Source organism: Streptomyces sp. NPDC051320 (assembly GCF_040682175.1).
Classification (GTDB): Bacteria; Actinomycetota; Actinomycetes; order Streptomycetales; family Streptomycetaceae; genus Streptomyces.
In genome coordinates, this window is the sequence record NZ_JBFBAL010000007.1 from 15,455 (window position 1) to 40,713 (window position 25,259).

Annotated in this window: 24 protein-coding genes, 1 tRNA gene and 1 pseudogene; 12 read left to right on the plus strand and 14 right to left on the minus strand. The window is 70.5% G+C overall.

Features of this window, described 5'->3' with window-relative positions; genetic code table 11:
• Positions 1-86: 86 nt before the first annotated feature.
• Positions 87-824, minus strand: coding sequence for an extensin (locus tag AB0M87_RS16830; protein ID WP_365853481.1), 738 nt, complete (start codon positions 822-824; stop codon positions 87-89).
• A 1,807-nt stretch (positions 825-2,631) separates the two neighbouring features.
• Here AB0M87_RS16830 and AB0M87_RS16835 point away from each other — a divergent pair.
• Positions 2,632-3,261, plus strand: a complete 630-nt coding sequence (locus AB0M87_RS16835; RefSeq protein WP_365853483.1) for a hypothetical protein — start codon at positions 2,632-2,634, stop codon at positions 3,259-3,261.
• Between the two features lie 78 nt (positions 3,262-3,339).
• On the opposite strand, the gene AB0M87_RS16840 is transcribed toward AB0M87_RS16835, so the two are convergent.
• The 4 genes from AB0M87_RS16840 to AB0M87_RS16855 form a co-directional block, all read right to left on the minus strand.
• Positions 3,340-3,498, minus strand: a complete 159-nt coding sequence (locus AB0M87_RS16840; RefSeq protein ID WP_365853485.1) for a DUF6760 family protein — start codon at positions 3,496-3,498, stop codon at positions 3,340-3,342.
• Positions 3,495-3,977: a hypothetical protein gene (locus AB0M87_RS16845; protein ID WP_365853487.1), complete on the minus strand. Its 483-nt coding sequence runs from the start codon at positions 3,975-3,977 to the stop codon at positions 3,495-3,497. The genes AB0M87_RS16840 and AB0M87_RS16845 overlap by 4 nt, the downstream gene beginning before the upstream one ends.
• Positions 3,977-4,420 (minus strand): phage tail protein, encoded by a 444-nt coding sequence (locus AB0M87_RS16850; protein WP_365853489.1) that lies wholly within the window; start codon positions 4,418-4,420, stop codon positions 3,977-3,979. The genes AB0M87_RS16845 and AB0M87_RS16850 overlap by 1 nt, the downstream gene beginning before the upstream one ends.
• Before the next feature lie 85 nt (positions 4,421-4,505).
• Complete coding sequence (locus tag AB0M87_RS16855; protein ID WP_365853491.1) at positions 4,506-6,095, minus strand: phage tail sheath subtilisin-like domain-containing protein; 1,590 nt, start codon at positions 6,093-6,095, stop codon at positions 4,506-4,508.
• 259 nt (positions 6,096-6,354) lie between these two features.
• On the opposite strand from AB0M87_RS16855, the gene AB0M87_RS16860 reads away from it, so the two are divergent.
• Complete coding sequence (locus AB0M87_RS16860) at positions 6,355-7,788, plus strand: RICIN domain-containing protein (protein WP_365853493.1); 1,434 nt, start codon at positions 6,355-6,357, stop codon at positions 7,786-7,788.
• Between the two features lie 27 nt (positions 7,789-7,815).
• Here AB0M87_RS16860 and AB0M87_RS16865 read toward each other — a convergent pair whose 3' ends face one another.
• The 3 genes from AB0M87_RS16865 to AB0M87_RS16875 form a co-directional block, all read right to left on the minus strand.
• The gene (locus AB0M87_RS16865; RefSeq protein WP_365853495.1) at positions 7,816-9,942 is read right to left on the minus strand and encodes an ATP-binding protein; all 2,127 of its coding nucleotides are present in this window, start codon (positions 9,940-9,942) and stop codon (positions 7,816-7,818) included.
• The gene (locus AB0M87_RS16870; RefSeq protein ID WP_365853497.1) at positions 9,939-10,613 is read right to left on the minus strand and encodes a DUF4255 domain-containing protein; all 675 of its coding nucleotides are present in this window, start codon (positions 10,611-10,613) and stop codon (positions 9,939-9,941) included. Before AB0M87_RS16870 ends, AB0M87_RS16865 begins: the two co-directional genes overlap by 4 nt.
• A gap of 185 nt (positions 10,614-10,798) precedes the next feature.
• Positions 10,799-11,455: a response regulator transcription factor gene (locus AB0M87_RS16875; RefSeq protein WP_365853498.1), complete on the minus strand. Its 657-nt coding sequence runs from the start codon at positions 11,453-11,455 to the stop codon at positions 10,799-10,801.
• 180 nt (positions 11,456-11,635) lie between these two features.
• Here AB0M87_RS16875 and AB0M87_RS16880 point away from each other — a divergent pair, with 180 nt between their 5' ends.
• On the plus strand, positions 11,636-14,578 hold the full coding sequence (locus AB0M87_RS16880) for an AAA family ATPase (RefSeq protein WP_365853499.1): 2,943 nt from the start codon (positions 11,636-11,638) through the stop codon (positions 14,576-14,578).
• 13 nt (positions 14,579-14,591) lie between these two features.
• Here the strand turns inward: AB0M87_RS16880 and AB0M87_RS16885 are convergent, their stop codons facing one another.
• Together AB0M87_RS16885 and dcd are read right to left on the minus strand one after the other, a co-directional pair.
• Positions 14,592-15,089 carry a phosphoribosyltransferase gene (locus AB0M87_RS16885; RefSeq protein ID WP_365853500.1) on the minus strand — a complete coding sequence of 166 codons (498 nt, stop codon included), beginning with the start codon at positions 15,087-15,089 and terminating at the stop codon, positions 14,592-14,594.
• 6 nt (positions 15,090-15,095) lie between these two features.
• The gene (gene dcd, locus AB0M87_RS16890; RefSeq protein WP_365853501.1) at positions 15,096-15,671 is read right to left on the minus strand and encodes a dCTP deaminase; all 576 of its coding nucleotides are present in this window, start codon (positions 15,669-15,671) and stop codon (positions 15,096-15,098) included.
• Positions 15,672-16,168: 497 nt separating this feature from the next.
• Between dcd and AB0M87_RS16895 the strand changes: the two genes are divergently transcribed.
• Positions 16,169-16,242: transfer RNA gene (locus tag AB0M87_RS16895), tRNA-Gly, on the plus strand.
• 301 nt (positions 16,243-16,543) lie between these two features.
• On the opposite strand, the gene AB0M87_RS16900 is transcribed toward AB0M87_RS16895, so the two are convergent.
• From AB0M87_RS16900 to AB0M87_RS16910, 3 genes are all read right to left on the minus strand, one after another.
• Complete coding sequence (locus AB0M87_RS16900) at positions 16,544-17,692, minus strand: tyrosine-type recombinase/integrase (protein WP_365853502.1); 1,149 nt, start codon at positions 17,690-17,692, stop codon at positions 16,544-16,546.
• A complete protein-coding gene (locus AB0M87_RS16905; protein WP_365853503.1) occupies positions 17,692-17,910 on the minus strand; it encodes a helix-turn-helix domain-containing protein in 219 nt (72 codons plus the stop codon). Before AB0M87_RS16905 ends, AB0M87_RS16900 begins: the two co-directional genes overlap by 1 nt.
• A 185-nt stretch (positions 17,911-18,095) precedes the next feature.
• Positions 18,096-18,530, minus strand: coding sequence for a hypothetical protein (locus AB0M87_RS16910; RefSeq protein ID WP_365853505.1), 435 nt, complete (start codon positions 18,528-18,530; stop codon positions 18,096-18,098).
• Between AB0M87_RS16910 and AB0M87_RS16915 the strand changes: the two genes are divergently transcribed.
• The 6 genes from AB0M87_RS16915 (at position 18,517) to AB0M87_RS16940 (ending at position 23,851) form a co-directional block, all read left to right on the plus strand.
• Positions 18,517-18,840 carry a hypothetical protein gene (locus AB0M87_RS16915; RefSeq protein ID WP_365853507.1) on the plus strand — a complete coding sequence of 108 codons (324 nt, stop codon included), beginning with the start codon at positions 18,517-18,519 and terminating at the stop codon, positions 18,838-18,840. The genes AB0M87_RS16910 and AB0M87_RS16915 overlap by 14 nt on opposite strands.
• A gap of 45 nt (positions 18,841-18,885) precedes the next feature.
• Positions 18,886-19,215, plus strand: coding sequence for an NUDIX hydrolase (locus AB0M87_RS16920; protein WP_365853509.1), 330 nt, complete (start codon positions 18,886-18,888; stop codon positions 19,213-19,215).
• A 626-nt stretch (positions 19,216-19,841) separates the two neighbouring features.
• On the plus strand, positions 19,842-21,173 hold the full coding sequence (locus AB0M87_RS16925) for a hypothetical protein (protein ID WP_365853511.1): 1,332 nt from the start codon (positions 19,842-19,844) through the stop codon (positions 21,171-21,173).
• 926 nt (positions 21,174-22,099) lie between these two features.
• Entirely contained in the window at positions 22,100-22,348 is a 249-nt protein-coding gene (locus AB0M87_RS16930) for a type II toxin-antitoxin system CcdA family antitoxin (RefSeq protein ID WP_365853513.1), read from the plus strand.
• Complete coding sequence (locus AB0M87_RS16935; RefSeq protein ID WP_365853515.1) at positions 22,345-22,746, plus strand: PIN domain-containing protein; 402 nt, start codon at positions 22,345-22,347, stop codon at positions 22,744-22,746. Before AB0M87_RS16930 ends, AB0M87_RS16935 begins: the two co-directional genes overlap by 4 nt.
• 346 nt (positions 22,747-23,092) lie before the next feature.
• Complete coding sequence (locus AB0M87_RS16940) at positions 23,093-23,851, plus strand: hypothetical protein (protein ID WP_365853517.1); 759 nt, start codon at positions 23,093-23,095, stop codon at positions 23,849-23,851.
• A gap of 21 nt (positions 23,852-23,872) precedes the next feature.
• On the opposite strand, the pseudogene AB0M87_RS16945 reads toward AB0M87_RS16940, so the two are convergent.
• A pseudogene (locus AB0M87_RS16945) lies at positions 23,873-23,953 on the minus strand (flavoprotein); the annotation flags it as partial.
• A gap of 208 nt (positions 23,954-24,161) precedes the next feature.
• Here AB0M87_RS16945 and AB0M87_RS16950 point away from each other — a divergent pair.
• Positions 24,162-24,956 (plus strand): hypothetical protein, encoded by a 795-nt coding sequence (locus AB0M87_RS16950; RefSeq protein WP_365853519.1) that lies wholly within the window; start codon positions 24,162-24,164, stop codon positions 24,954-24,956.
• A gap of 105 nt (positions 24,957-25,061) precedes the next feature.
• The gene (locus AB0M87_RS16955; protein ID WP_365853521.1) at positions 25,062-25,232 is read left to right on the plus strand and encodes a hypothetical protein; all 171 of its coding nucleotides are present in this window, start codon (positions 25,062-25,064) and stop codon (positions 25,230-25,232) included.
• Positions 25,233-25,259: the final 27 nt, after the last annotated feature.

The following is a 25,259-nucleotide window of genomic DNA, read 5'->3' on the forward strand; positions in this document are numbered from 1 at the left end:
GTGCGGCTTTCCTTCCTTGGCGGTTCGCGTGGTGCGGGTGGTGCGGGTGCTGCGGTGTGCCGTTGTCGCGGGGTTCGGCGGCGGGGTCAGCGGCGGGGGTCCCGGAGTCTGCCGATCCGTTCGCGGTCCATCCGCAGCTCGGTGCGCAGCAGCCGGGTGATCGGGCCGATCAGCCGGTGGGTCAGCTCGTCCACCTGCCCGTCGGAGAGCTCCCTCGCGTCGAACCGGCTGCCGGTGTCATCCGTCGAACCGTCGCAGCGCGGCCCGTTGTTGACGTTCGAAGCTGCCGGCCGGGCGGGCGGGGTGTACGGCGGGGGGCTCGCGGCGTACTCGGTGTACGGGGGCGGCGGCGCGCCCCCGCTCCCGCCTGCTCCCGCCGCGTGCACGGTGACCGGGGAGAGCTGCGGTGGCGCGGGCCGGGACGGTTTCGCCAGCGCGGGGGGCGGCGGCGTACCGGGTGCCCGCTGCACGGGCAGCGCGGCCGGGGCCGCGGCGGCCGGCGACCCGGCGGACCGGAGCGGCACCACCGGGGCGTCCTGGTGCCCTGCGCCACCCAGCGGCACGGCGGCGGGGGTGGTCACCGTGGCGGCTACGGCAGGGGCGGACCCGGACGCGGATGCGGATGCGGATGCGGCACGTTGCACGGGCAGCGCGGGAAATGCCTCGGCGACCCCCCGGAACCGTTGACCCTCGGTCCCGCGCCTGACCGGGTCGCCTCCGTGTGCGGCGGCGGGGGTCTGGCCGGGCACGGGCTGGGCGGCCCGCAGTTCCGGCGAAGCCTGCGGAGACAGCGGGGCCTGCGGAGACACCGGCAACGACGTCACGGCCGTACCGTGCCCAGACGTGGGCGCGGCGCGGCGCTGCACCACGGGGACGGCCGGGGCCGCCGACCGCTGCCCGTGCGGACTCGGTGGGGCCGACCGCACGTTGGCGGGGCGTGCGGGAGGACTGGCGGGCGCGACACGACGCGGCGTGACGCCCGTATCGAAGGCGGGCTCCCCCGCCCCGGACGCGACGGGGCGCAGGGCCACCGCGTCCACTGCACCCCGCGGCGGTACGGCGCCGGACGACGACGGCGGCGGCTGCACCGCTCGCGCCGAGGCCAACGGGCGTACCGGCGCCGAAGATACGGGCCCGGGCCTGCCGGGAGTGGCGGCCGTCCGCACCGCCGAGTCGACGCTCGTCGGAGCCCCCGCACCGGGCACGGCGGAGGCGGGCGCGCGTTGCACCACAGGCCCCGGCGCGGTGCCGGGAGCCGCACCGGGCACCGGAGGCCGGACCGGGACCGGGACCGGCGCGGGGGCGGGTGTGAGGGCGGGGGCGGGGGCCTCCGGCTTCGGATTCGGCTTCGGGGATCCGGCACCGGTTTCCTTGGCCGGCGCGGGCCTTGGGCCTCCCTGCTGCCCGTCAGGAGACCGCGCCCCCGGAGGTGGCTCGACCAGGGGCGCGCCGAGCAGCGGGCGTCGCCGGGAAGGGGCCGAGGGCGAGTCGGAAGTCGCCCGACGGGTCTGTACGGGGGCGGGCAGGGACGCACCGCCGGGCCGTTCGGACACGGGCCGCACGGTGCCACCGACCGCCGGACCACCGGGTACACCGGTTGCGGGGGCACGGCCCGCTGCCGGGACCGGCGGAGGCAGGCCCGGGCGAGCGGAAGCCGGCGGCACGGTGACGTCATCCGCCGCGCCGCCCGCTGCGGCGGCCGACTCCGGGGCGGAACCCTGGGCGGGCACACTCGGGCCAACGGGGCTCCCCAACCCGGAGGCAGCAGCACCAGGCCGCGCGGAGATTGGCTGCGTACTGCCGGTGGCCGCCGGACCGGCGGTTGCGGCGGCTCCGCCCGGGCCCGACGCGGCAGCACGCTGCACGGACACCGGCCGTGCGGAAGTCGGCTTCGCACTGCCACCGTCGGCCGAACCACCGGAGGCCGCCACCGCGGGTCCCAGCGCCGGTCCCCTTGCGGTCGTAGTGGTGGACGCCCCGGTTGCCGCCCCGATCGCCGTACCGTTGCCGACGGGCCGCCCCGCTCCCGTGGCAGTGCCCGGCGCGGGGTCGCTGCCGGTGCCGGTGGTCGGCCTGCCCCCGGGCAGCGGGGCGCCGAGCCCGGCCACCGACCTGCGTGGTCCCTGCGCCGCTCTCCGCTGCACCGGATCGGCACCCGGCGGTGTCACACGTCCCGGCGCACTGCTTGCGCGGGCCGCACGGCGGGGGGTGCTGTTACCCGTCGTCCCACCTGCCTGGACGCCACGTCCCGGTGCCGTGCTCATACTCGTACTCGCCGCGTCGGCTGGTGCCGCGCCGACGCTTTGCGGGCGCGGGGACGCGACCGGAAGGGATGCCGGCGTCGGGGCCGAACCGGCGGGCCCGGGCGGGTTATCGGGCAGCGGCACCGGACGCTGCGCCGGCGCGCTCTCCGGCGCGGCTCCGGGCTGCCGGTCGGCGCCGGCGGACGAGTCCGCACGGCCGGACGGCTCCGCCGTCACCGTCCGCTGGACCCGCAGGGAATCGGAACCCGTCTGCTGCCGCAGGGGCGCGGGCCGTTGGGCGGCCGGACGGCCCCCGTCGGCACTGCGTGACCCGTCAACGGCACGGGGACCGGCAGGAGGGCCGACAGGCGGACCGTCAGGTGTACCAGTGGAATCACCGGCACCACCGGAACCGGCAGCTCCACCGGAACCCGCAGCTCCACCGGGACCCGCAGAACCGGCGGCCACGGCCGCCCCCGCGGACGGCTCACCCGCCGGTGCGCGCCGTGGCGCGGCCGGCAGGAGCCGGCGCTGTACGGCGGCCGGTGCGGGCGACCTGGTCAGCGCGGGCCGGCGGGCCGAGTCCGGTCGTACGGGCGCCACCCGGGGCCCGGTCGGCCGCGCGGCAGCGACCGTCCGCTGGACCGAGAAGCCCGGCGCGCCCGACATCGAGGCGCCGGCCGGCCCCTCCGGGCTGTCCGGTTCCACGCCGTCGTCGACCACCGCGACCGGAAGCGACAGTCCGGGCAGCCCGAGCCCGCCGCCCGGAGGCGCGGCCGCCGGCGTCAGCGCGTCGCGCAGCAGGCCGGCCGGTGCGCCGTCCAGTACGGCATGCGACAGCGTCCTCCCGAAGGAGGGGTTCTGCCACGTCGCCAGCCGGGAGCCGAAGTCGGCGGTCGCCACCGCGTGCCCGGCGGCACCGGAGGCGGCGCGCTGGATCGGCGGCAGGTCCCGCCATCCGCTGTCGGACGGCCGCATCGCGGCCGGCTCGGCCGCAGCCGGAGCCGCGGAGGCGTGAGCCGGCGCCCCGGGACCCGAACCCGGAGCAGTACGCCCCCGCAAGCGATCGAGGAATCCCATGACCGTCGTCCCGCCCCTACCGATCGGCCGACGCGCGCGTCACGAGCGTGGCGATCTGGTCGGCGTACCGTCGGCGGTCGCGGTGTTCGAGGTCCAGGATGTCCTCCAGGCTCCAGTGGAAGTGGTAGGCGATGTACGCGATCTCCTCGTGGACACGGTCGGTCGCGTACGTCACGATTCCCCCAGGCGGCTCCCGCCGAGTTCGACCTCGAACGGCTGCTCGCAGTGCGGACAGGTCACCCCGGCCCTGGTGTGGCCCTCGGCATTGACCTGACGGTAGAAGTCCTGCAGGAACGCGAGGTCGGAGGCGAACATGTTCTCCACCACGCCGTCGTGCATATGCGGCACGCTGCCCAGCCGGGTGATCACCCGGCCCAGCAGCACCACCGACAGATAGGCCGGGTTCTCCTGCACCCGTACGTCCCGCAGCGGGATCAGCTCGTCCCGCGCGGTGGCCAGCCGCATCACACCGTCCCGGTGCACGGTCCCCGACTCGTCGACATAGCCGCGCGGCAGCTCGAAGGCGAACTCGGTGCGCAACTCCCGGCGTACCGGGGCCGGTTCGGCCGGGGCGGCGACCGGCGCCGGATCCGTACGATCGGCGGCGACGGCGGCGCTCCCGGCAGGCTGCTGGACAGCCGCTCCCCGGCGCATTACTCCATGATCATTTCTTCGTAGGTGATGGTGACGCTCTCGGTCAGCGCGGACGCCTCGCCGGCCTTCACCGTGCTGGCCGACACCTTGCTGCACCAGGCGTTGCGCAGGTGGTACCGCTTCACCGGGTTGTTCTGGTAGTCCATCACCAGGATGCTGGCGTTCTTGCGGGCCGAGCCCATGTCGCCGCGTACCGAGGCGTTGATCCAGTCGTTGAACGACGACGACTGGGTCATACCGCGGACGACGGTGGCCTCTCCCGCCTTCTTCACGCCGGGCAGTTTCTTGGTGACGGGCTGGCCGTTGGCGGAGACCTGCTGGAACTCGATGACGTCCTGCGTCATGTCCAGGCCGTTGACCTCCTGCAGGTACTCGACCATGACGCCGTCGATCTGCAGGCCGAAATTGTGTGAAGTGAGGGAATCGCCGGGCTGGAGACTCATGAGCTCTGTTCCTTCTGCTGAGACCGGTCGTTACGGGAAGGGCGCTGGAGCGGCACCGGCCGGACGGGCCGGTGCGGAGAAGCTGTTACTCCTCGAGCTCGCCGCCGCCGCTGGAGAACTGGGCCAGCCGGAAGATCACGAACTCGGCCGGCTTGACCGGTGAGACGCCGATCTCGCAGATGACTCGCCCGAGGTCCACCGACTCCGGCGGATTGGTCTCGGCGTCGCACTTCACGTAGTACGCGTCCTCCGGCGTGGCGCCGAAGAGCGCCCCGTTACGCCACTCGGTGACCATGAACGCGGAGATGTTCCGCCGGATCCGGGCCCACAGCGCCTGGTCGTTCGGCTCGAAGACGACCCACTGGGTGCCGGTGAGGATCGACTCCTCGAGGTAGTTGAAGTACCGGCGGACGTTGAGGTAGCGCCAGGCCGGGTCGGAGGAGAGGGTACGCGCACCCCAGACCCGGATGCCGCGGCCGGGGAAGGAGCGGATGCAGTTGATGCCCAGCGGGTTGAGCAGGTCCTGCTCGCCGCGGGTGATCTGCATCTCCAGGTCCACCGCACCGCGTACCACCTCGTTGGCCGGCGCCTTGTGCACGCCGCGCTCGAAGTCGTTGCGGGCCCAGATGCCGGAGACGTGACCGCTCGGCGGGACCAGCCTGGTCTGGCCGCCCGCCGGGTCGAAGACCTTGATCCACGGGTAGTACAGCGCCGCGTACTTCGAGTCGTAGCCCGCGGTCTCCTGGCGCCAGACCCGGATCTGCCGTGCGTTGAGACCGGGCGGCGGGTCGATGACGGCCAGCCGGTCGCCCATCAGCTCGCAGTGCGCGATCAGGCCGAGCTGGACCGCCTTGACGGCCTCCAGGTCGATCGCGCCGCGCTGGTAGGCGGCCATCAGGTCGGGGACGGCGACCATCGAGATCTCGTCCACCGCTTCGAGACCGCCGAAGCCGGTACGGTCCGCGGAGTCGCCCAGGTAGTCGCCGATGCGCACCTGCTCGCCCGGCGTCTCGACCGGCAGCGGAGCGGCGGTCGGTGCCGGCGGCGCGGCCAGCGCGACCGTCTGGTTGTCCGGCCTGGCGAGCTGCGCGGCAGCCGCCGCCTCCTGCAGGAGGATCAGCTTCGAGCGTTCCTTGACCTGGGTGACGACGTAGTTGCGGCTGCCCTTCTTGGCCGACACGTCGAAGGTCTCGGCCACCTTCTCGCCGTCCTTGACGACCAGCTTGAAGCGGTCGGCCGGGCCCTCGGTGTCGGCGACCTCGACGCTGATCGCACCGCTCTCGCCGGGGGCGACGGCCGACACCTCGAAGGTGCCGAGCTGCTTGGGCTCGCCGGGCGGCAGTGCGGCAGGCGCGGAGCCGGCGCCGACGGCCGCCGGGCCCTGCGCGGCCTCGTCCGCGACCCCGCCGGGTACTCCGCCGACCCGGACCACGTAGGCGGCCGAGCCACCGTTGTTGAAGAAGCCGTAGACCGAGTGCGCGAGGAAGTAGCCGTCGGTGAACTCACCGAACGAGGCCACGTACTGCGTCCAGTTGGTCACCAGCGTCGGCTCGTTGAGCGGGCCGACGGGCGCGAGGCCGACGAAGGCGGCCACCGAGGTGCCCACTCCCTCGATCGGACGCGAGCCGCTGGCCACCTCCTCCACGTACACGCCTGGTGACAGGTAAGACGGCATACTCAGCTCTCCTCGGGGTACAGGACAGGACTGGACCCCAGCTTTCCGGGCGAAGCCCGCCGGGGGAACGTCCCGGCGTACCTTTCCGAGGGCATGACGCCTGCCCCGAAGGGACATCGCGGTGCCCACCGCCCGGCGTCCGGTGTGCGTACCCGCACCATCCACCGGAGCAGAGCTGCCCGTTCGGGCAGCCGAGGAGGGCCCAGGTGTGCCCCTGGGCCACCTGCGGCAGTGGCGTCCACCGCCATAACGTCGTCGGGTGAGCATCTGGACCTCGCTGGAGCCCGCGTCCACCACGGTGGACCCCGGCAGCACAGCCACCGTGCGGCTCAGGCTGCGCAACACCGGTGACATCGTCGACGAGTACCGGTGCGTACCGGTCGGTGACATCGCCCCGTACGTGACCGTCGAGCCACCGAGTATCCGGCTCTTCCCGGGCACCACCGGCACGGTGGAACTCACCTTCGCGCCACCGCGCACCCCGGACGCGACCGCGGGCCCCAACCCGTACGGCGTCCAGATCATCCCCACCGAACACCCCGGGGCCACCACGGTCCCCGAGGGCAACGTCACCATCACGCCCTTCACCGAAGTACGGGCCGAACTCGTCCCGCACACCGTCAAGGGCCGCTTCCGGGGCCGCCCCCGGCTGGCCATCGACAACATCGGCAACACCAGGCTCACCGCCTCGGTCAACGGCAGCGAGAACGGCGACCAGCTCTCGTACGAGATCCACCCCGCCAACGTCCAGATCGAGCCGGGCCGCGCCGCCTTCGTCGACGCCACCGTGCGCCCCCGCCAGATCACCTGGTTCGGGCGCAAGGAGAGCCGTCCCTACCGCCTCGCCGTGCAGCGCTCGGGCGTCCAACCCCTCACGGTGGACGGGGTGTACGTGCAGAAGGGCTTCCTGCCGCGCTGGCTCGCCACCTTCCTCGCGATCGCCATGGCCCTTGCCGTGACGTTCGTGATCGCCTGGTTCGCCTACAAGCCCGCGGTCCACAGCCTCGCCGCCGAGAAGGCCGCAGACGTCGGCCACACACTGACCGACCCGACACCGACTCCGAGCGTGAGCCTGGGACCGCCGTCGCCGAGTGCGCCCACGGCGCCGGTGAGCGAATCGTCGGCCGGTGATCAGGGAGGGGCGGGCGGTGGGAAGCCCAAGACGAAGAAGAAGACGCCGCCGGATCCGTCGAACTCCAAACACGTCCTGGTCCAGAACACCGCGACCGGGCTGTGCATGGAACTGCCCGGCCGCGGCGCAGGCAAGATCGACGGCCCGATCGTGGAGAACGACTGCAACCCCACGGACCAGGACAACCAGATCTGGGACTTCGAGGTGCGTTACCCGCATGGCGGCCCGAACGGCGCCCCCCTCTTCCAGATGCGCAACGTCAAGGACCACCTCTGTGTCGACCTGGGGGAGCTCACAGGCAGGCCGAGCGGAACGCCGCTCGGCGAGTTCACCTGTGTCGGTACGACGGCCGACAATCAGCTCTGGTGGCTGGAGAAGCAGCCGAACGGCGGCTACTGGTTCCACAACTACGCCAGCAACCAGATGTGCCTGAACGTGGCGGGGTTCCTGCACCCCGGGCCCAACCAGCCCTCCGAGACCTCCCAGCTCACCATCTTCGACCCCTGCAGCAACACGGATGACCGCGAGTGGAGGATCCTCAAGGTCGAACCGAGTCAGTGACCGGACGGCAGGCTGGTGACCGGACGGTCACCAGCCTCCGCTGTCGTCGAGCACCAGGCGCCCGGCCTTGCGGTACTCGCGCCGGGCGCCGGCCAGCAGGTCCGCCGTGGTGACCGGTGACCCGCGGCCGGCCGCCGCATAGGCGGCGGTGACCACCGCGCTGCGGATGGAGCCGCCGGACAGTTCGAACTCCTTGGCGCAGCGGGCCGGTTCGACGTCATCGGCGCACGGCACATGGCTGAGGCTGTGCCGCCACAGCGCCAGCCGCTGATCGGCGTCCGGAAACGGGAAGTCGACGATCAGATCGAGCCGCCGGGTGAACGCCTCGTCGATGTTGGCCCGCAGGTTGGTGGTGAGCAGCACGATGCCGTCGAAGGACTCCAGCCGCTGCAGCAGGTAGGCGCTCTCCAGATTCGCGTAACGGTCGTTGGAGCTGGTGACCTCCGAGCGTTTGCCGAAGACGGCGTCCGCCTCGTCGAAGAGCAGCACCGCGTCGGTGCGGTCGGCCTCGGCGAAGATCCGTTCCAGATTCTTCTCGGTCTCACCGATGTACTTGTCGACGACCGACGAGAGCTGGACGACGTAGAGATCGAGGCCGAGTTCGGCCGCTACCACCTCGGCGGACAGCGTCTTGCCGGTGCCCGAATCACCCGCGAACAGCGCGAGCGCGCCCCGGCCCCGGCCGCCTCCCGCGCTCAGCCGCCAGTCCCCGAGCACCCGGTCCCGGTGCCTGGCCCGCAGGGCCAGTTCGTGCAGCTGTGCCAGCGGCTGCTCGGGCAGCACCAGGTCCTGCCAGCCGACCTCCGGTCTGATCCGCCGGGCATGCTGCTCCAAGCCCGAAGCGGACTGCTGCCGGGCGGCGAGCCGTAGGTGCCCGGCCGACAGCGGGGTCCCCTCGAACGCGGCGAGGTCCAGTGCGGCCCGTGCGGTACGGCGGATCCGCTCACCGCCCAGCCGGTAGGGAGCGACGACCCGTGCCAGGTCGAAACCGAGCGTCTCGGGTGCCTCCGGTACGCCGAGCGCCGCCGACCAGACGTCGAGATCCCCGGCCCGTTGCCGGGGGGCGTCGAGCACCAGCGGGTCGCTGTCGCACCACTGCGGATCGTACGGTCGGGCCCCGGCGAGCAGCACCGAGACGTCGTCCGCCGAGGCCAGCGCGCGCACCAGCGGCTCCGGGTGCTGCGGCAGCGGGGCCACCACCAGGGCGCAGCCGCGCAGCCGGGCCTCGCGGAGCAGCGCGGGCAGCGGGTCGGGCGCGGTGGAGCCGGCGCCGCTTCCGGCCGGCCCGCTTTCGCTGTCGCTTCCGGTGCCGGTTCCGGGCGCGAAGTGCAGCGCCTCGAGACCGGCCGCGTCCAGCGCGGCCACGGCGTACGCGAGCGCGTCCCCGTCCCGGTCCTCGCGCAGGTACGCCGTCAGCCGGCCGGCCGACAGCCGCTCGGCCAGCCGCGCCACCGGCGGCCCGGTCACCGGCAGCGCGGACCGCGCCGGGTCCGCCGGCAGCAGTCGGGTGTACGGGGCGATGCGGACGTCGGGGGTGTCGTCACCGAGCAGGTGCGCGACGACCCGGTCGGGAACGCGCAACGACCGACTGAGAAACGGGCGTTCGGCCTCCTCGACAGCCATCAGGCCCAGCACGGACAGCGGCGCGGAGGGGTGGAAGCGGGCGCGCGCCGACACGTCGTGCGGGGGCAGACCGCACAGCTCGACGGCCAGACCGACGGTGGCCCGGCGCCGGCCGACGTCGTCGTTGAGGTAGCCGTACAGCGGCTCGAAGTCACGGTCGATGTCCGGGGCGAGCGCGATCAGCAGGATCGCGAGGTCCAGCGTTCCCAGGCCGAGCCGCGCCGCGAGCAGCCCCGGCCGGTCGTCCTCGTCCCCGCTCGGCGGGTCGCTCGCGGGCGGGGCCGACCGGTCGTCATCGCGCCCGGTGCTCAGCAGATGCCGCACCGCCTCCTCGGACAGATACAGCCCGCGCAACGGGTCTCCGGCCGTCGGGTCGGTGGCGCTGCGCCGCCCGACCAGCTCGGTGACCCGGTCGCGCAGCAGCCCGAGCCGGACGAGCAGCGGATCGGCCGCGGCGGGGTCCGCGGTGCGGGGGTCGATGGCGTGAGGGTCGGCGGCGTGAGGGTCGGTGGTGTGGGGAGCCGCGGTCATTCGGGCTGCGCTCCGCTGCTCGTCGGTACGTCCCTGCCGCTCCGGCGGGCGAAGTGCCGTGGCTGGTGGTGGCGTTCCTGCGAACCGTCGAGAGTGCCGTCGGTGCCGCGCACCCGCACCCCGGCGCCCTCGGTGACCGGCGGCCCGGCCTCGTACTCGGGAAACGCCGGAAACGGCGCGGTGATCACGAGATCGAGCGACGGCTTGAGTTCGCCGCCCAGTGCGGACCAGATGTCGGCGAAGGACCGCGCGTCGGTCTGCAGCCCGGCGACCGTCATGGGCACCGTCAGCCCCAGTTCGGCCAGCGCGCCGGTCAGTTCCTCCGGCGGCAGCACCTCCCGGGGCAGCAGCGTGGCCAGTACCGCGGAAAGCATCCGGTGCTCGTCCTGCGGCTGCTTCGTCCAGGCGGTGACCAGATACGAAAGCCGGAACCAGCGCGGCGGCTGACGCCGCCTCAGCACCACACCGCGTTCGTCCTTGACCGCGATCGCGCCCCGCTCACGCCGTTTGACGTCCTCGCGGATGTCGTACAGATAGGCGTCGATCGTCGGCGCGTTGCGCCGCGCGGCCCAGTCGCGGGTCGGTGCGTCGAAGGCGATGTCGACGCCGGTCCCCGCCAGCGCACCGCCGGACAGCAGCCCCTTGAGGACCTCGTCCACCTCATGGATCACTGCCGCGCCCTTCCCCATTGCCGGTGTAACGGTTACGGAACCGGCAACCGCACGGGCCCGCACCGCCATCCTGCCTCGCCGGTCCGGACGGGCCGTAGCCGCCCGGGGACGCCGTGCGGGCAACTCCCATACAGCACAAGGACCCTACGGGATGCCCTCGGGGTACCCGGCGGCGGCCCGCAGGGTCAGATGTAGCCTTCCCGAAAGGCATAGGCGACGGCATGCGCCCGATTGCGAAGTTGCAAACGGGTGGTCAGGCCGTGCATCACGTTTTTTACGGTGCGTTCGGAGTAGGACAGTTTTCTGGCGATCTCCCCGGTGTCCATACCCTCGGCCACCAGGTGCAGGACATCGAGTTCGCGCGGTGACAGGCCCGCCGCGGGGGCGCCGGGCGGCCCGGCGGAGGCGTTCCGCTGCAGGGCGCCGACCTGGGATATCAACCGTCCCAGCAAATCGGACGGCAGGTCCCCGTCTCCCCGCGAGGCCGCGATGACGGCCTGCAGCAGCCGGTGCCCGGTCGCCTCGTGCCGCCAGACGATGGCCGCGACACCGCTCTCGATCACCTGCAGCAGCTCCGCCTCCCGGATCAGCCCTGCCACCAGCACCGCCCGGGTGCCGTCGACCCGTACGAGCCGCCGCAGCCGGGACAGCGTGGGCTCGTCCAGCGCATCAGCCAGTAGCACCGCCACGGTGCCCGGGCGCCCGTTCGCCTCGTCGACCAGTTCGATCGCCGGCTGCTGCCGCAGCTGGGTGGTGGCCCCCGCCAGGGAGAGCGGATCGGACGCATGGATGGCAACCGGGATCCTCGCGCGTATTTCTGTCGTCTCGAAAGACGTGTGCAAACCGATTCCCTACGTTCTCGTAAAACACATGTTCGCTTACAGGTGCTTCCAGAATCCTGTGATCGGCATCGCGCCCGCAATCGTGGACCACCACGAGATCACCGTGAGGGCACCACGAGAGCACTTTCGGACAGGCCGCGAAGCCACCCCCCACGCCGAACACGTACTCCGGAGGAACCGATGACAGCGCTCCGCGAGCGACGGGCGGCCCTGGAACTGCTGTCCGAGGAAGCCGCCGCGGCCCGAGCCGGATCCGGACGCCTGGTCCTGCTCAGAGGCGCCACCGGCACCGGCCGCACCGCGCTGCTCGACGCGGCGGCCGCGCTCGGCGCCGAGCAGGGGATGCGAGTCCTGCGGGCCCGCTGCGCCGCCGACGACCCGGGCACCGGCACCCCGTTCGCCGCGATACGGCAACTTCTCGATTCCCGGCCGGACGGCGGATCCGAGGACGACATACCGCGGACCACGCCGCTCCGGGAGCTGCCCGACCTGCTGTGGGAACGGCTGCTGTCGTACGCCGACGACTCCCCGCTGCTGGTGGCCGTGGACGACGCCCACCTCGCCGACGCCGACTCCCGGCGCTGGCTCACCTACGCGGCCCGCCGGCTCGACCCGTTACCGGTCCTGCTGGTGGTGACCGAACGCGGCCAGTACGACATCCGGCCCCCCGCACCCGGCCTCGCCCACGCCCTGTCCCCCTCCCTCGTCCGCGTACACGCGCTCGCCCCGTTGAGCCAGGAAGCCGCCGCCGACGTGGTGCGCGCGTCGGCCGGCCCCGACGCCCCGGACCCGTGGGTGCACGGCTGTGTGCGCGCGAGCGCCGGCAGCCCCCTGCTGCTGAGGGCACTGCTGGATGACCTCCGGGCAGTCTTCCCGGACGGCCCGGCCCCGGCCGGACTTCCGGACAGCTGCGCCGAGTTGTATCCGGGCGCGTTCGTCGCCGCGGTCACCTGGTGGCTGGAGAGCGCCGGCCCCGGCAGCATCGCCGTCGCCCGCACCCTCGCCGAACTCGAGGACCTGGCCGAGAGCCGCAAGCAGCAGGACGACGACAGCGACGGCATCGACGGCCTGCTCGGCGAGGTGACCGGCACCGACCCGGCCCGGGTGACCGGCTGGATCACCGCCATGGTCCGGCTCGGGCTGCTGCTCCGCGACCCGGCCCACGGCCGGCCCCGCTTCGCGCACCCCCTGCTGCGGGAAGCCGTACTGGACGGCTGGCCCCGCCCTGACCGGCAGGCGATGCACCGCGCCGCCGCCGAAGTACGCCGGCGCCGGGGCCACCGCGTCGAAGCGGTGGCCGCCCACCTGTTGCGGGCGCCCGCGGTCGGCGCGCAGTGGGCCACCGACGCCCTGGCGGACGCGGCCCGGAACGCGGCGCGCGACGACCGCCCCGGGGACGCCGCGGACTTCCTGCGGCGCGCCCTCGACGAACCACTGACCCGCGCGCACCGGGCGGCCGTGCTCACCGAGCTCGGCTCCGTGGAACTGTGCACCGTACGGTCGGCCGGCATCCCCCGGCTCACCGAGGCGCTGCGCCTGCAGGACCTGCCGCGGAACAAGGTCAAGGCCGCGGTGCTGCTGGGGACCGCGCTGGCCCACCGCGGCGAGGCCCACGCCGCGTTCGCCATGCTCCGCGACATCGACGACGGCCTGCCGGACGACCCGGTGCTGACCCGCAGCGTGCGGGCCGCCGCACTGCTGCTCTCCGACCACGACCGGGAGACCCGTCAACTCGCCTACACCCGCCTGCGGCAGACTACCGAGAGGTCACCCCACCTGCTCGGCCCCGCCGAGAAATCCCTGCTCCTTCGGTACGAGGTGACCGCAGGTCTGCTCTCGGCCGACCGGGCCATGCAGCGGCTCGGCGCACTGCTCGCGGCCCCCGAGGATCCGGTAATGCTGTCGTACCTGCTGCTGACCGCGGCAGCCGTCGCCCAGTGGGCCGACCGGCTGGACGAAGCGGACCGGCTCATCCAGCGCGGCCTGGACCAGCAGCGCACCTCGCACTCCCACCTCATGCGCCGGGCCCTGGTCAACACCCGGATGGACACCCTCGCCGCCCGCGGTCGGCACGCGCCGGTCCTCGCCTATCTCGACGGCCAGGGCCTGCCCGGCGACCAGCCCGGCCGCCGGGGGCCCAGCAACTTCCACGCCCATGCCCTGATGGCCCTGGTCGAAGCGGGCCACACCGCCGAGGCCCACCGCCTGGCCGCGAGCGTCTCCCTGCACGACGCCCATGACCACTGGGAGGTGAACCGCTTCCTCTACGCCCGGGGCGTGCTGCGCGCGGCGACCGGAGACCCGGCAGCGGCGCTCGACGACTTCCTGGAATGCGGGCGCCGCCAGAGTGCCCGCGAGGTCATGAGCCCCGTCGTCACCCCCTGGCGTTCAGCGGCCGCCGAATGCCGGCTGGCGCTCGGCCGACCGCAAGCGGCCCTGGCACTCGCCGAGGAGGAACACCGGCTCGCCACCGTCTGGGGCACCCCCCGGGTGCTCGGCCGCGCCCTGCGCACCCTGGGCGAGGCCACCGGCGGCCGCCGCGGACTCGAACTCACCGGCCAGGCCGTCCGAACGCTGCGCGACGGCTCCCGCGACGCTACGGGGGCCCGCGAGGGTATCGGGGCCCGCGACGGATCCTTCGACCACGAGGGCTCCGGCTCCGGCGCCACCTTCCACGGCCCCGACAGCTCGGGCGACGGACCGGGCGGCGCAGCCCTGGCCGCCGAACTCGTCCCCGCCCTGCTGGCACACGGCCGCCAGCTCATCGCCGCCGGCCGCCGCGCCCACGCCCGCCCGCTCTTCCGGGAAGCCGCCGCGACCGCCGAACGCCTGGGCGCCGTACGGTTGCGCGCCGCGGCCGACCGGGCCCTGCGCGACAGCGGCGCCCGCCCCCGCGACACCCGGCACACCGGCGCATCCGCCCTCACCGGCAGCGAGGCACGGATCGCCGCGCTGGCAGCGGACGGCAGCACCAACGCCCAGATCGCCGAGCTGCTCCACCTGGCCCGACGCACCGTCGAGACCCACCTCACCAGCGCCTACCGCAAACTCGACATCCGGCGCCGCGCCGAACTCCCCGCCGCCCTGAGCGCCGACGGCGGCCGACACGGCGAGGGGGAGTGAGACCGGGCGGACCTCAGGCGTCCAGCACCTGTCCCTCACGCCGCACCACAGGCGGCTGGACACTCCACGGGAAGTTGACCCAGGCGTCTGTGCGCTTCCACACGTACTCGCACTTCACCAGCGACTGCGCCTTCTCGTAGATCACCGCGCTGCGCACCTCGGCGACCGCCCCGACACAGAAGTCGTGCACCAGCTTCAGGGTCTTCCCGGTGTCGGCGACATCATCGGTGATGAGCACCTTCTTGTCCGAGAAGTCGATGGCGTTGGGCACCGGAGCCAGCATGACCGGCATCTCCAGCGTGGTCCCGATCCCGGTGTAGAACTCGACGTTCACCAGGTGAATATTCTTGCAGTCCAACGCATAAGCAAGCCCACCGGCGACGAAGACCCCGCCGCGCGCGATGCTGAGCACGATGTCCGGCTCATACCCGTCGTCGGCAACGGCCTGCGCCAGCTCGCGCACCGCGGTGCCGAATCCCTCGTACGTCAGGTTCTCGCGTTCGTCACTCATGCCGCATCACACCTGGGTCCGATGGAAATTCAGATACGACCGGGAGGCCGTCGGCCCCCGCTGGCCCTGGTAACGCGAGCCGTACCGTTCACTCCCGTACGGGTGCTCGGCGGGCGAGGACAGCCGGAACATGCACAGCTGCCCGATCTTCATCCCCGGCCACAGCTTTATCGGCAGCGTCGCCACATTCGACAGTTCGAGCGTCACATGCCCCGAGAACCCGGGGTCGATGAACCCGGCCGTGGAGTGCGTCACCAGACCGAGCCGCCCGAGGCTGGACTTGCCCTCCAGCCGCGAAGCGAGATCGTCGGGCAGCGAGATGACCTCGTACGTCGAAGCGAGCACGAACTCCCCGGGGTGCAGGATGAATGCCTCGTCCCCGGCCGGCTCCACCTTGCGCGTGAGGTCCACCTGCTCGACGGCGGGATCGATGTGCGGGTACCGGTGATTCTCGAACACCCGGAAGTAACGGTCGAGCCGCACATCGACGCTGGAAGGCTGCACCATGTATTCGTCGTAGGGCTCGATGCGCACGCGTCCGCTGTCGATCTCGGCCCGGATGTCCTTGTCTGAGAGAAGCACGCCCCGAGGATACGGGGAGCGCACGGCCCCGCCCCAATCGGCGGCCCGTACGCTCCGTGCTGCCGGCGACTCCCGCCGCCGCTCCGACTACGTCTGCCGCCTACTTCTGCTCGGCCCCCACCGGCACCGCATGCCGCAACCGGGCACAACGCGGACACCGGATGAGCCGCCCCGGCCCGATCCGATCAGTCCCCAGCTGCTGCATCGGGAACGAAGCGGTACTGAACACATGCCCTTCGGCACAACGGACGACGGTGTTTTCCATCGGGTGCATCAAGTCCCTTCCCCATCAAGCGTGGACGAGAGAAAACACCACATTAGGGGATATACAGAACCCGGCCTCACCCGGCACTCCGGGCCTCCACGCTACGCCCCAACTCCCACACCTCATACTCCGATCCCCGCCCCCGGACAGCACGACGGCCCCATGGCGCAGACGCCTGGGGCCGGATATGAGGTAGAGTGAACGCCGATGCGAACCCCTCGGGGGCCGCTGCGCGAGTGTAGTTTAATGGTAGAACATGAGCTTCCCAAGCTCAGAGCGCGGGTTCGATTCCCGTCACTCGCTCCAACACTTAGCCCCAGGTCAGCGGCCTGGGGCTTCCTTGTTGTCTAGACCACTTAGGCGACGTCGTGCCCTCTGCGTGCCCCAACTGCGGGAAATGCGCTGGCCAATGGCGCCCCATCGAGCTCCTCGGGCGATTTGACGACATCGCGTCTCGCATATTGATACGCATCTTCTGTGACTCGCATCACTCGACGCCAGCGAAGCCGTTCCGTTCCATCCGCAAATCGCAGCGTCGGCCGAGCCGTCGGGCCAGCACCGCAGAAGGCGGGTCGGACACATACCCGACCCGCCTTCGAGGGATCCACTACGCGTCGTGGGCGGCCTTCTCCTCGTCCGCACGTCGGCGCTGCTCACGCACCCTGACGTCGATGCCGTCGGCCACCTCCTGCTGACGTTCGTCGTCGGAGTGCTGGTAGATCATGGCGGCCTTCTCCGAGGACTGCCCCGCGCGGACCATCGTGTCCTTCAGGGTGGCTCCGGACTGCGTCGACAGGGTGTGCCCGGTGTGGCGCAGGTCGTAGAAGCGGAAGCCCTCCGGCAGACCGACCTTCGTGCGGGCCCTGGCCCACTTGCGGCCAAAGGTCGAGCGCCGGAACGGCGCTCCCTTCTCCCCGACGAACAGGAGCCCGGCGGGCTCCTTCTCCGCGAACCAGTCAAGGTGGTGCTTGACCTCGGCGTACAGGAACTCAGGGAGGTGGACGACGCGCATCCCGGCCGCCGACTTGGTGTCTCCCTCGGCCCGGCGGCCCGTGGTCAGCTCGGGTGCGGCTTCGGTGATCTTCACTGCCAGCGGGGCCAGCGAGACGGAGGTCCGGCGCAGAGCCGCCAGCTCCTCCGGGCGCATGGGTCCGTAGGCGCCGAAGTAGACCATCAGCCGCCAGCGCGGTCCCATAGCCTCCGCGAGCTCATCGACCTGGGCGACAGACGCCGTCGAGCGTTCCTTGGCCTGCTCGGTACCCGCGCCCTTGATCCTGCATGGGTTGCGGCGGATCAGCTCGTCATCGGTCGCCGTCCCCATAATGGCCTTGAGTAGCCGGTAGGACTTGGCGACCGTGGTAGCGCCCGTGGCCGACAGGCGTTCCGTCCGCCAGGTCCGCACCGCCGGCGCGGTGATCTCGTCCAGGTCCAGGCCGCCGAAGGTGGGAAGGACGTGCAGTCGCAGCAGGCGACGGTACAGCTCGTCGGTGGTGGCGGAGAGTCCGCGTTCGTCGATCCATTTCACGGCGTACGACTCGAAGTTGACCGCGCCCACGTCGGGGTCGACCCAGTGATTGCGCTGGATGTCAGCCTTGGTGAGGGTCAGCCAGTCCTGCGCGTCGGTCTTCGTCGCGAAGGTCTCCGGGGCGGTTCGGCGGCTGCCGTCCGGGGCCCAGTACCGCGCCTGCCAACGGCCCGAGGGAAGCTGGCGGGTGGTGCCGAACTCGCGCCGCCGCTGCGGCTTGCGGGCCGTCATCAGGCAGCCCGCCTGAAGTCGGAACGGACTTCGCGCAACGTGGGAACCGTGCGCTCGGCGATGTACGCGGCGATGGCACTCTCGGGGATACGAACGGGCTTGCCGAGCTTGACGTAGCGGATGCGGCGCTCGGAGATCAGGCGGCGGACGAAGCGGACGCCGGTGCCGAGGCGTTCGGCGGCCTGGTCCACGGTGAGGAGGGTGTCGGGGGTGGTCACCTCCTGTGCCGACCGGGGGCGTGAGGTGATGGCATGTGTTATCGCCGTGTGGCGCAAGTGGGGCTCCTGGTCCGGGCCAGCGAACGGGGCGGCAACCCCGGCCTGGCCGGTTGATCTCGGGATGAGTGCGGTGTTTCCCGGGCCTGGGGGTTTGCGGTCCCAGGCCGGGCGATAGGTACGACGAGCTATGCGTCAGGGGCGGCGTCCGAGTGATCGGCGTCGGCCGGCCCGCCGGGCGGGGGTCCGAAGATCGCCGCGTTCATCTGCGTAATGCTTTCGGCGATGGCGTTGGAGACCATCGCCTCCGCCTCTTCGCGGATGTCGGGGTGCTCTGCGATGTAGGCGTCGAAGCTGTCGCGAGCACGGGCGAAGGCGTGCTGAGCGCGCTGAGTCGCTTGCTGGGCTGCGACGACCTCGTCGATGAGTTCCATGGCCCGGCCCTTCGCTGCGAGCTGCGGGGGGCCGGCGAAGTTCCGGAGGCCGACGCCGCAGCCGCCCGCGCCGGCGACCGAAACGCCGTACGCGACATCCTGAGCCGGGCCGATCAGGCCGCTCAGCGTCTCGGCACGGACAGCAATGAACTCTGGACCGCGTTCGGCCCCACCAATGTCGCCATCCACACGGGTGGCAGCCGCCGGCGAGTTGGGTGACCACCAAATCGCAGCCGACCTCGGACAGCGCGTGGACACCAGCGGCCTCCCGGTCGAGCGACAGGTGCGCCACAATCTTGAAGTCGCCCGAGCCCTGGCTGCCCGCAACCGAGGTGACGAAGCTCTGGAGATCCTGCTCCAAGCGGAATCCATCGCACCCGAGCAAATCCGGCACCACACCATGAGCCGGGAACTGGTTCTCCGCTGGATACGCAACTCCCGAGGCCGGCCTCACAGCAATCTCACCGCGCTCGCCCATCGGCTCCACGTCGTGGCCTGAAGGGGACCGGAGGCGGCCGGGGACGTAATCGATAGGGTGCCCAGCATGGACCGCAGCGAATTCCTGGTCGACAAGGCCACACCCCTCATGGCGGCCGGAGCCCTGTTCTTCGACGAGGCCGGACACGTACTGCTGGTCGAGCCGACCTACAAGGACTATCGCGACATCCCCGGCGGATACGTCGAGCAAGGCGAGTCACCTCTCCAGGCGTGTGTCCGCGAACTACGCGAAGAGCTCGACATCACCCCGCCGATAGGCCGACTCCTCGCGATGGACTGGGCCCTCGGACACGGAAGGCGACAAGATCCTCTACCTGTTCGACGGCGGAGTATTGGACCAGGCCACCTTGGACCGCATCGCGTTCAGCGACGGTGAGATCCGCGCGACCGCCTTCCACCCGGTCTCCGAGATCTCAAACTTGACCATCCCGCGCCTGGCCCGCCGGATCGAGCAGGCCGTCCAAGCGAGGCAGCACGGCGAGACGGTTTACCTGGAGCATGGGCATATTCCCGGCCGGCGGTAGCACCCAGGGGGCGGCCGTCGACCACGCGACTCCAACGTCCTGTGGCAGGTCAACGTCGAGAGCAAGACGAACGGGATCACGTACTTCCAGACTCAGTTGGTCCGCAACACCGTGCGATGGCTCACCAGAACGGCATGACGACAGAGGCGTTTCACTTCACACGATGCCATGGCGAGATTTAGCCAACTTGGCAATCCACCTCATGAGCGAGGCAGATGTTTCCGCCACGCAGCGGCCCGGCCAGCCATATTACGAAACGGCTACCCGCACACACAGGCGCGCCTCCACGCATGTACGAACCCCAAAGATGATGTATGCCCCATCTGCACCGTACCGAAGTCAGTCTCACCAACTCCGGATGATCTTCACACTGGCGTGATGACGACATCAACTGGCTGCAGGCCATTGACCTGCACATGACGATCACGAAACATGCCTGCGTGTGAATCTTGCTTCACCAAACGCACACGGAGGGGTAATGTCGAGAACTTCCATAACGGCGGCAGCACTGGCGATCGCAGCACTCACAGGCGGACTCTTAAGCGCTTCGGCGCATGCCGAAGGAATTTCGCTGGACAGCGTTTCAATCAGCGACTCTGCCATACCAGGAATCCACTCCTTCGTACGTAGTCACCCGCAGTCATTCGGGGGTTCGTACCAGGACGAGAAGACACACACGGTGCATGTCCTGACTGTTCCGGGTGCGGACGCAGCAAGAGATTGGGAAGCACTCGCCGCCAACACCCGCGCACGTACGCTCGCCACCGGCGATCCGACGTGGAAGGTAGTGACCGACTCGGCACATTACCCTCTCAACACACTCAACGGCGTGCGGGACAAGATAACAACCGCCTCGTCCTCATTCGCCGTTGAGGCCGGGAGGAACCTCACGGCCTGGTACTCCGACCCTCTGACAGACAGCGTGCATGTAGGCGTCACAAAAGTGACGCCCGCCCTAAAGCGCGCCGCTGAGGCAGAATTTGGCGACAAGGTCACCCTGTTCCGAGAACCACGTCACCACTCGATGGACAAGATCACCCGGGTCGACCAGCGGCCGAGCCTCCAACACGCCACAGCTGGGGAGAAGAACAGCAAGGTCGCACGGTCTGCAGCAACGGCCCCCACCCGCCTGCTGGATTCGACGCCATACGCGGGAGGCGACCGCATTGTCTCCCAACAAGTGATCGACGGGGCCAACTACGTGGTGCAATGCACCACGAACTTCCATCTCATCATGGATAGCGGCTCATCCACCATGGGAACAGCTGGGCACTGCGGAGCCACCGGAATATCCTGGCTCCAGGGATACCTGGATTCTGCATCCAACACCGTCCACTACACGGGCACTATGGGCAAGGCGTACACCAGGTTGTGGGGCAGCGGTAAATCGGATGCGGAACTGCTCAACAGCACGGGTAATCCCAACGGATTCTGGACGCAGGTATACATCGACAGCACCACGCTGAACAACGTAGGCGGTGTAGATGCCGTGTCCGTAGGTGAACGTTCCTGTTCCGACGGGTCCTTCACCGGTCAGAACTGCAGCGGGTCCATCTCTGCTGTAGACGTGTGCGAGAACATCGACGACGACGGGTCAATCGTCAAGGTCTGCCACCTCAACATCTCCAGGTCCGGCACCCGACTTGTGCAGGCAGGCGACAGTGGCGGTCCGGTCTACAAGGCGGACGGCCTGACCGTTCACCCGCAAGGGATCATCAGCGCCGGTACCAGTAACGGCTTGGAGATGGACTTCGCCGACATGGGCTGGGTAGATGTCACGCTCGGCGGTTACCCCGAAACCACCACCTGATCACTACCTGTTTCCGCGTCCCAGAGTTGGACACCCGCCCCCCGGGACGCGGAACCGGGGCGACCGCGGCTACGTCAGAACCGTGCTGGCAGGACTTACACGGGGAGGGCAGAACAATGAGACTTCGGGCAATCGGCGTGTCCCTGGCCGTAGGGGCTTTCCTGTTCGCTGCCGGAGGTTGCAGCAACGTCACAGCACCGAGCGGGAAATCTCCATCCGGCGAGGGGAACCCCACCGTGCACACGATGCCTATCGCGCCCGTGGGTACCCAGCGCCTGCCTGTCTTGTCGGATACGGCGATACAAGGTCTCACCAGCCTGGTCTGGCGTTCCCTGCACGCTCCCGATGCGGGTCAACCGCTGAAGATGGCCGTGCACGTACCCCCCTGCGTGACCGTCCGTGGCATTCATCTGAACCGTCAAGCAGACAGCGAGCAGATCGCGGCTCTCGGAACTCCAGTCGCCCGCGGTGCACGATGCACACAGAGTGACAAGTGGCTAACAGCCACCGTTCCCTGGTCGCCTTCGCTACCAGACAAGGTGGTCCACGCTCCTGTGCCAGATACCTCGAAGTAACGAGTGGGGCCTCCCCCTTGATCACACTCCAACAGGTTGTGTTGGCCGCCGCATGCCCCAGCCGTGCCCTACCGACCGGAAAACCCCGGTCAACAGCGGTGCAATAAGACCGGATCCACTCAAGCCCATGTCTCCGCAGGTCAAGCAGCATCTCAACTCCACAGGACCCGGTGATTCCCAAGCTCAGAGCGCGGGTTCGATTCCCGTCACTCGCTCCACGACAAAGCCCCAGGCCAGCGGCCCGGGGCTTGTTTGTTGTCCAGACCACCTGCAGGTCGGCGCGCCCCTGACCTCCGGCACCTCGCGGGCCGACAACGGCGAGCTTGGCGCATACTCCAGTATGCTCGTTCCATGTCCTCAACGACTCGCATCACCGTCACGCTGCCCAGCGACCAGCTTGCGGAGCTCCGCAAGCTCACGGACAACGTCTCCGGATACGTGGCGGAAGCCGTAGCTCGCCAGATTCGGCACCAGCTGCTGGGCGAGGACCTTCGACGCCACGAGGAAGAGCACGGACGCTTCAACGATGAGGAACTCGCCGAAGCCCACTCGAAGATCTTCGGCGCCGCCGGCTCCTCCAAGGACGCGGACGCCGCATGAGCGAGCGAATCGAGACCGTTGTCCTGGACTCGGAAGGGCTCTCCGCCTGGATCGCGCAGGACCGCAAGTTCCTCGCGATGTTGCAGGTGTTCCACGACATGGGAGCCGACCTTGTCATCGGGGCGAACACCATCGTGGAAGTCACCCACTCCCCCACCAACATCCCACGCCTGAACTGGGCCCTGTCCCGCATCAAGGTGGAGCCGGTCACCGAACAGGCGGCGAAGGCTGCGGCGGAACTCGTCAAAGGCGCCGGACTGCACGGGCATAAGTACGCCATCGACGCCACTGTGGCCGAAGTCGCGCTGCGCCAGCCCAAACCGGTCGCCCTGCTGACATCCGACAGCGATGACATGACCAAGCTCTGCGGCAACCAGGTCCGCATCGTCCCTCTCTGACCTACCAGCCCGCCCAGAGCACGCATGGCGGCTTCCGTTGCGGTATCCACCCCCATGCCCCATCCGTGCCCGTCAGGGCGGACAACAGCGGTCTGATGCGACACTCCCAGAGACCGTGGTCGTACACGCCGTCCATGGGAAAAGCGCCGGCCAGGAGCTTGAGTAGGCAATCCGTCGCCGATCGCCCCCAAGGAGGAGTCCATGCACACGAAGCACCGTGCCGGCCTGCTGCTGGCACCCCCTCCTGAGCGCTTGCCTTGTCACCGGCTGCGGCGACCATCAGCGCGCCGACGACCGTCAGGCGGGTCAGCAGTCCACGCGGCAGCAGGAAGAGCGCGCCCGCCAAGTGGCCGACGCCTGGGCGGAATCCGCGACCGCCAATGCCTGGAGCCGGGGCTACTACCCGATGGCCGACGTACTCCAGAAACCGGCTTCCGGCTGGCACAACAAGGCAGACGACCGAGCCTTCGACACAAAGAACTTCGTACTGAGTGGCGATCTGCCGGCCACCGCGCCTGCACACGCGAAGGTGACCTGGGGAAACGGCAATCACCTTACCCGCCCCTTCATAGGCGCGAAGAAGGCGTACCAGTCGTTCGCTCTCGACCGCAGTGCCGGACCTCGGCTGACCGTAACGGCGGCGAAGCTCGGCACGACAACGATCGAGACGAGCCAAGGCCCGGCGACAGTCCCCGCCTGGCTGTTCACGGTGGAGGGCTACGACACCCCGCTGAAGCGAGTTGGTGTCACCCCCTCAAAGCTTCCCGACCCGCCCATCGGACCGGCTCGCCAAGGGTCTGCCGGCGGTCTCAGGAGTGTTCTGTTGGCCGGTGCGGCGATGGACCGTCGAGTCATCACGGTGAAGGCCACACACGGAGCTTGCGACGATGGCCCCACCGTCAAGGCACTGGAAACGAACGAAAACGTAGTGCTGCACGCCTCCATCGCTGGGCCGCGAAGCGGGCCCTGTTCCGCTGAGATGATCGAGCAGAGGCTGAAGGTGGAACTTCGGAAGCCGCTCGGGGACCGCGCTCTCCTGGACGCCCTCACTGGCCAACCCGTGCCCTACGGAGAGCCCAACGGGCAGTCTCCGAGCTGGGCTTAGGGCGTGAAACAGCGCCAGGATGAAGGCGGCCGGCGCAGCCGCGAGGGCGTCGGCGGGCGCCAGCGGACGTGGGTCACCGGGCGCGCGCCAGGCCGAGCGGAGGTGCTCCACGCACGCGGCGATCAGGTCATAGTGCCGGCGTCACGAACACGGAACCGGTGAAGCCGGACTAAGTGCCGGCCGCGGCTGCCCGGCGAGCCTGGGCCTGGCCCCGCCACCGCTCGCCGCCGTGTGGTTGCGCCCGGCCTGACGTGTACGCGGCGTTCTATAGTCGCCCGGGTCGACCGTGTTCATGGGGGGTTAGGAACGCATGCAGTCCAGGAGATCACTGGCCGCCGTCCTGCTGAGCGCCGTCGCCGTGCTGCTGCTCGGAGCCTGCGGGACACAGCGGGTCGGGGCGGGGGCGCCGACGACGACGGAAGCGCCGCACTGGCAGACGTTCGCGCCGTTCGGCGTGACCGCCGCCCGGCTCTCCGACGACGGGCGCGCGCTCAGCGTCGACGCAGAGGTGCCCGGCAAGGGGAAGACCTGCGCGCGCGAGCTGAAGGCGTTCGTGACCTCCGCCTCGGAGCGCACCGTGTGGGTGCAGGTCACCTTCTCCGCCCTGACCGGCGACCCGCAGGCCGACTGCTCGAAGACCGCGACCGGCACGGCGAAGGTGCGGCTGCCGTCCGCGCTCGGCCAGCGCGAACTGTCCGTGGACAACGACACGACGTTCACCGCGGACGACGCCGACCTGCCCGACCTGCGCCTGTGCGGCGACCTCGGCTGCCACCCGGCACCCACCGGCTGCACCCCCGCCTCCTACGACCAGGCGGTGGCGGCGCTCGACGTGCCGAACCACACCTCCCGCGGCGAGGAGCACTGCGACGGGAAGTGGCTGGTGTTCGACGTGTCCTCGCGCATGGGCCCGGCCTGCGCCGAGGGCGAGGCTCCGGGCTGCGGGGCAAGCCTCGGAGACCGGTGGTTCTTCCGGGCCGAGAAGTCGGGCTGGGTGCCCCTCGCACGCGGCACGAAGGCGGGTTGCGCCGACGTGCACCGCATCGAGCCCGCCTTCCCGGCCGCCCTGTGCGCCGACCTGCCCACCCTGCGGCGCTCGAACTGAGCACCGCGCCGGGCCTGTTGCGCTACCCGGCCCGCAGCCCGGGCACCCGCGGTGCCTCGTTCCGGACCCCGAACTCCAGGTAGACCGGCCTTCGCGAGTCGGGCGATGGCGAGTAGAGGAGCTGCGGCCGTCACGAGCCTGTCGGCGTTCCTCACCGAGCGGGCTCAGCAGGTCAGCACCGGCCTGCTGGTCGATGGGGACATCGACCACCCGGACACCAAGCCTGCCCTCGCTGACGCGACCGTCACGTGCTCGTCGGGCCCGGCCCGGGCATAGTCGGCGGGCAGCACCTCGCCGGCGGTC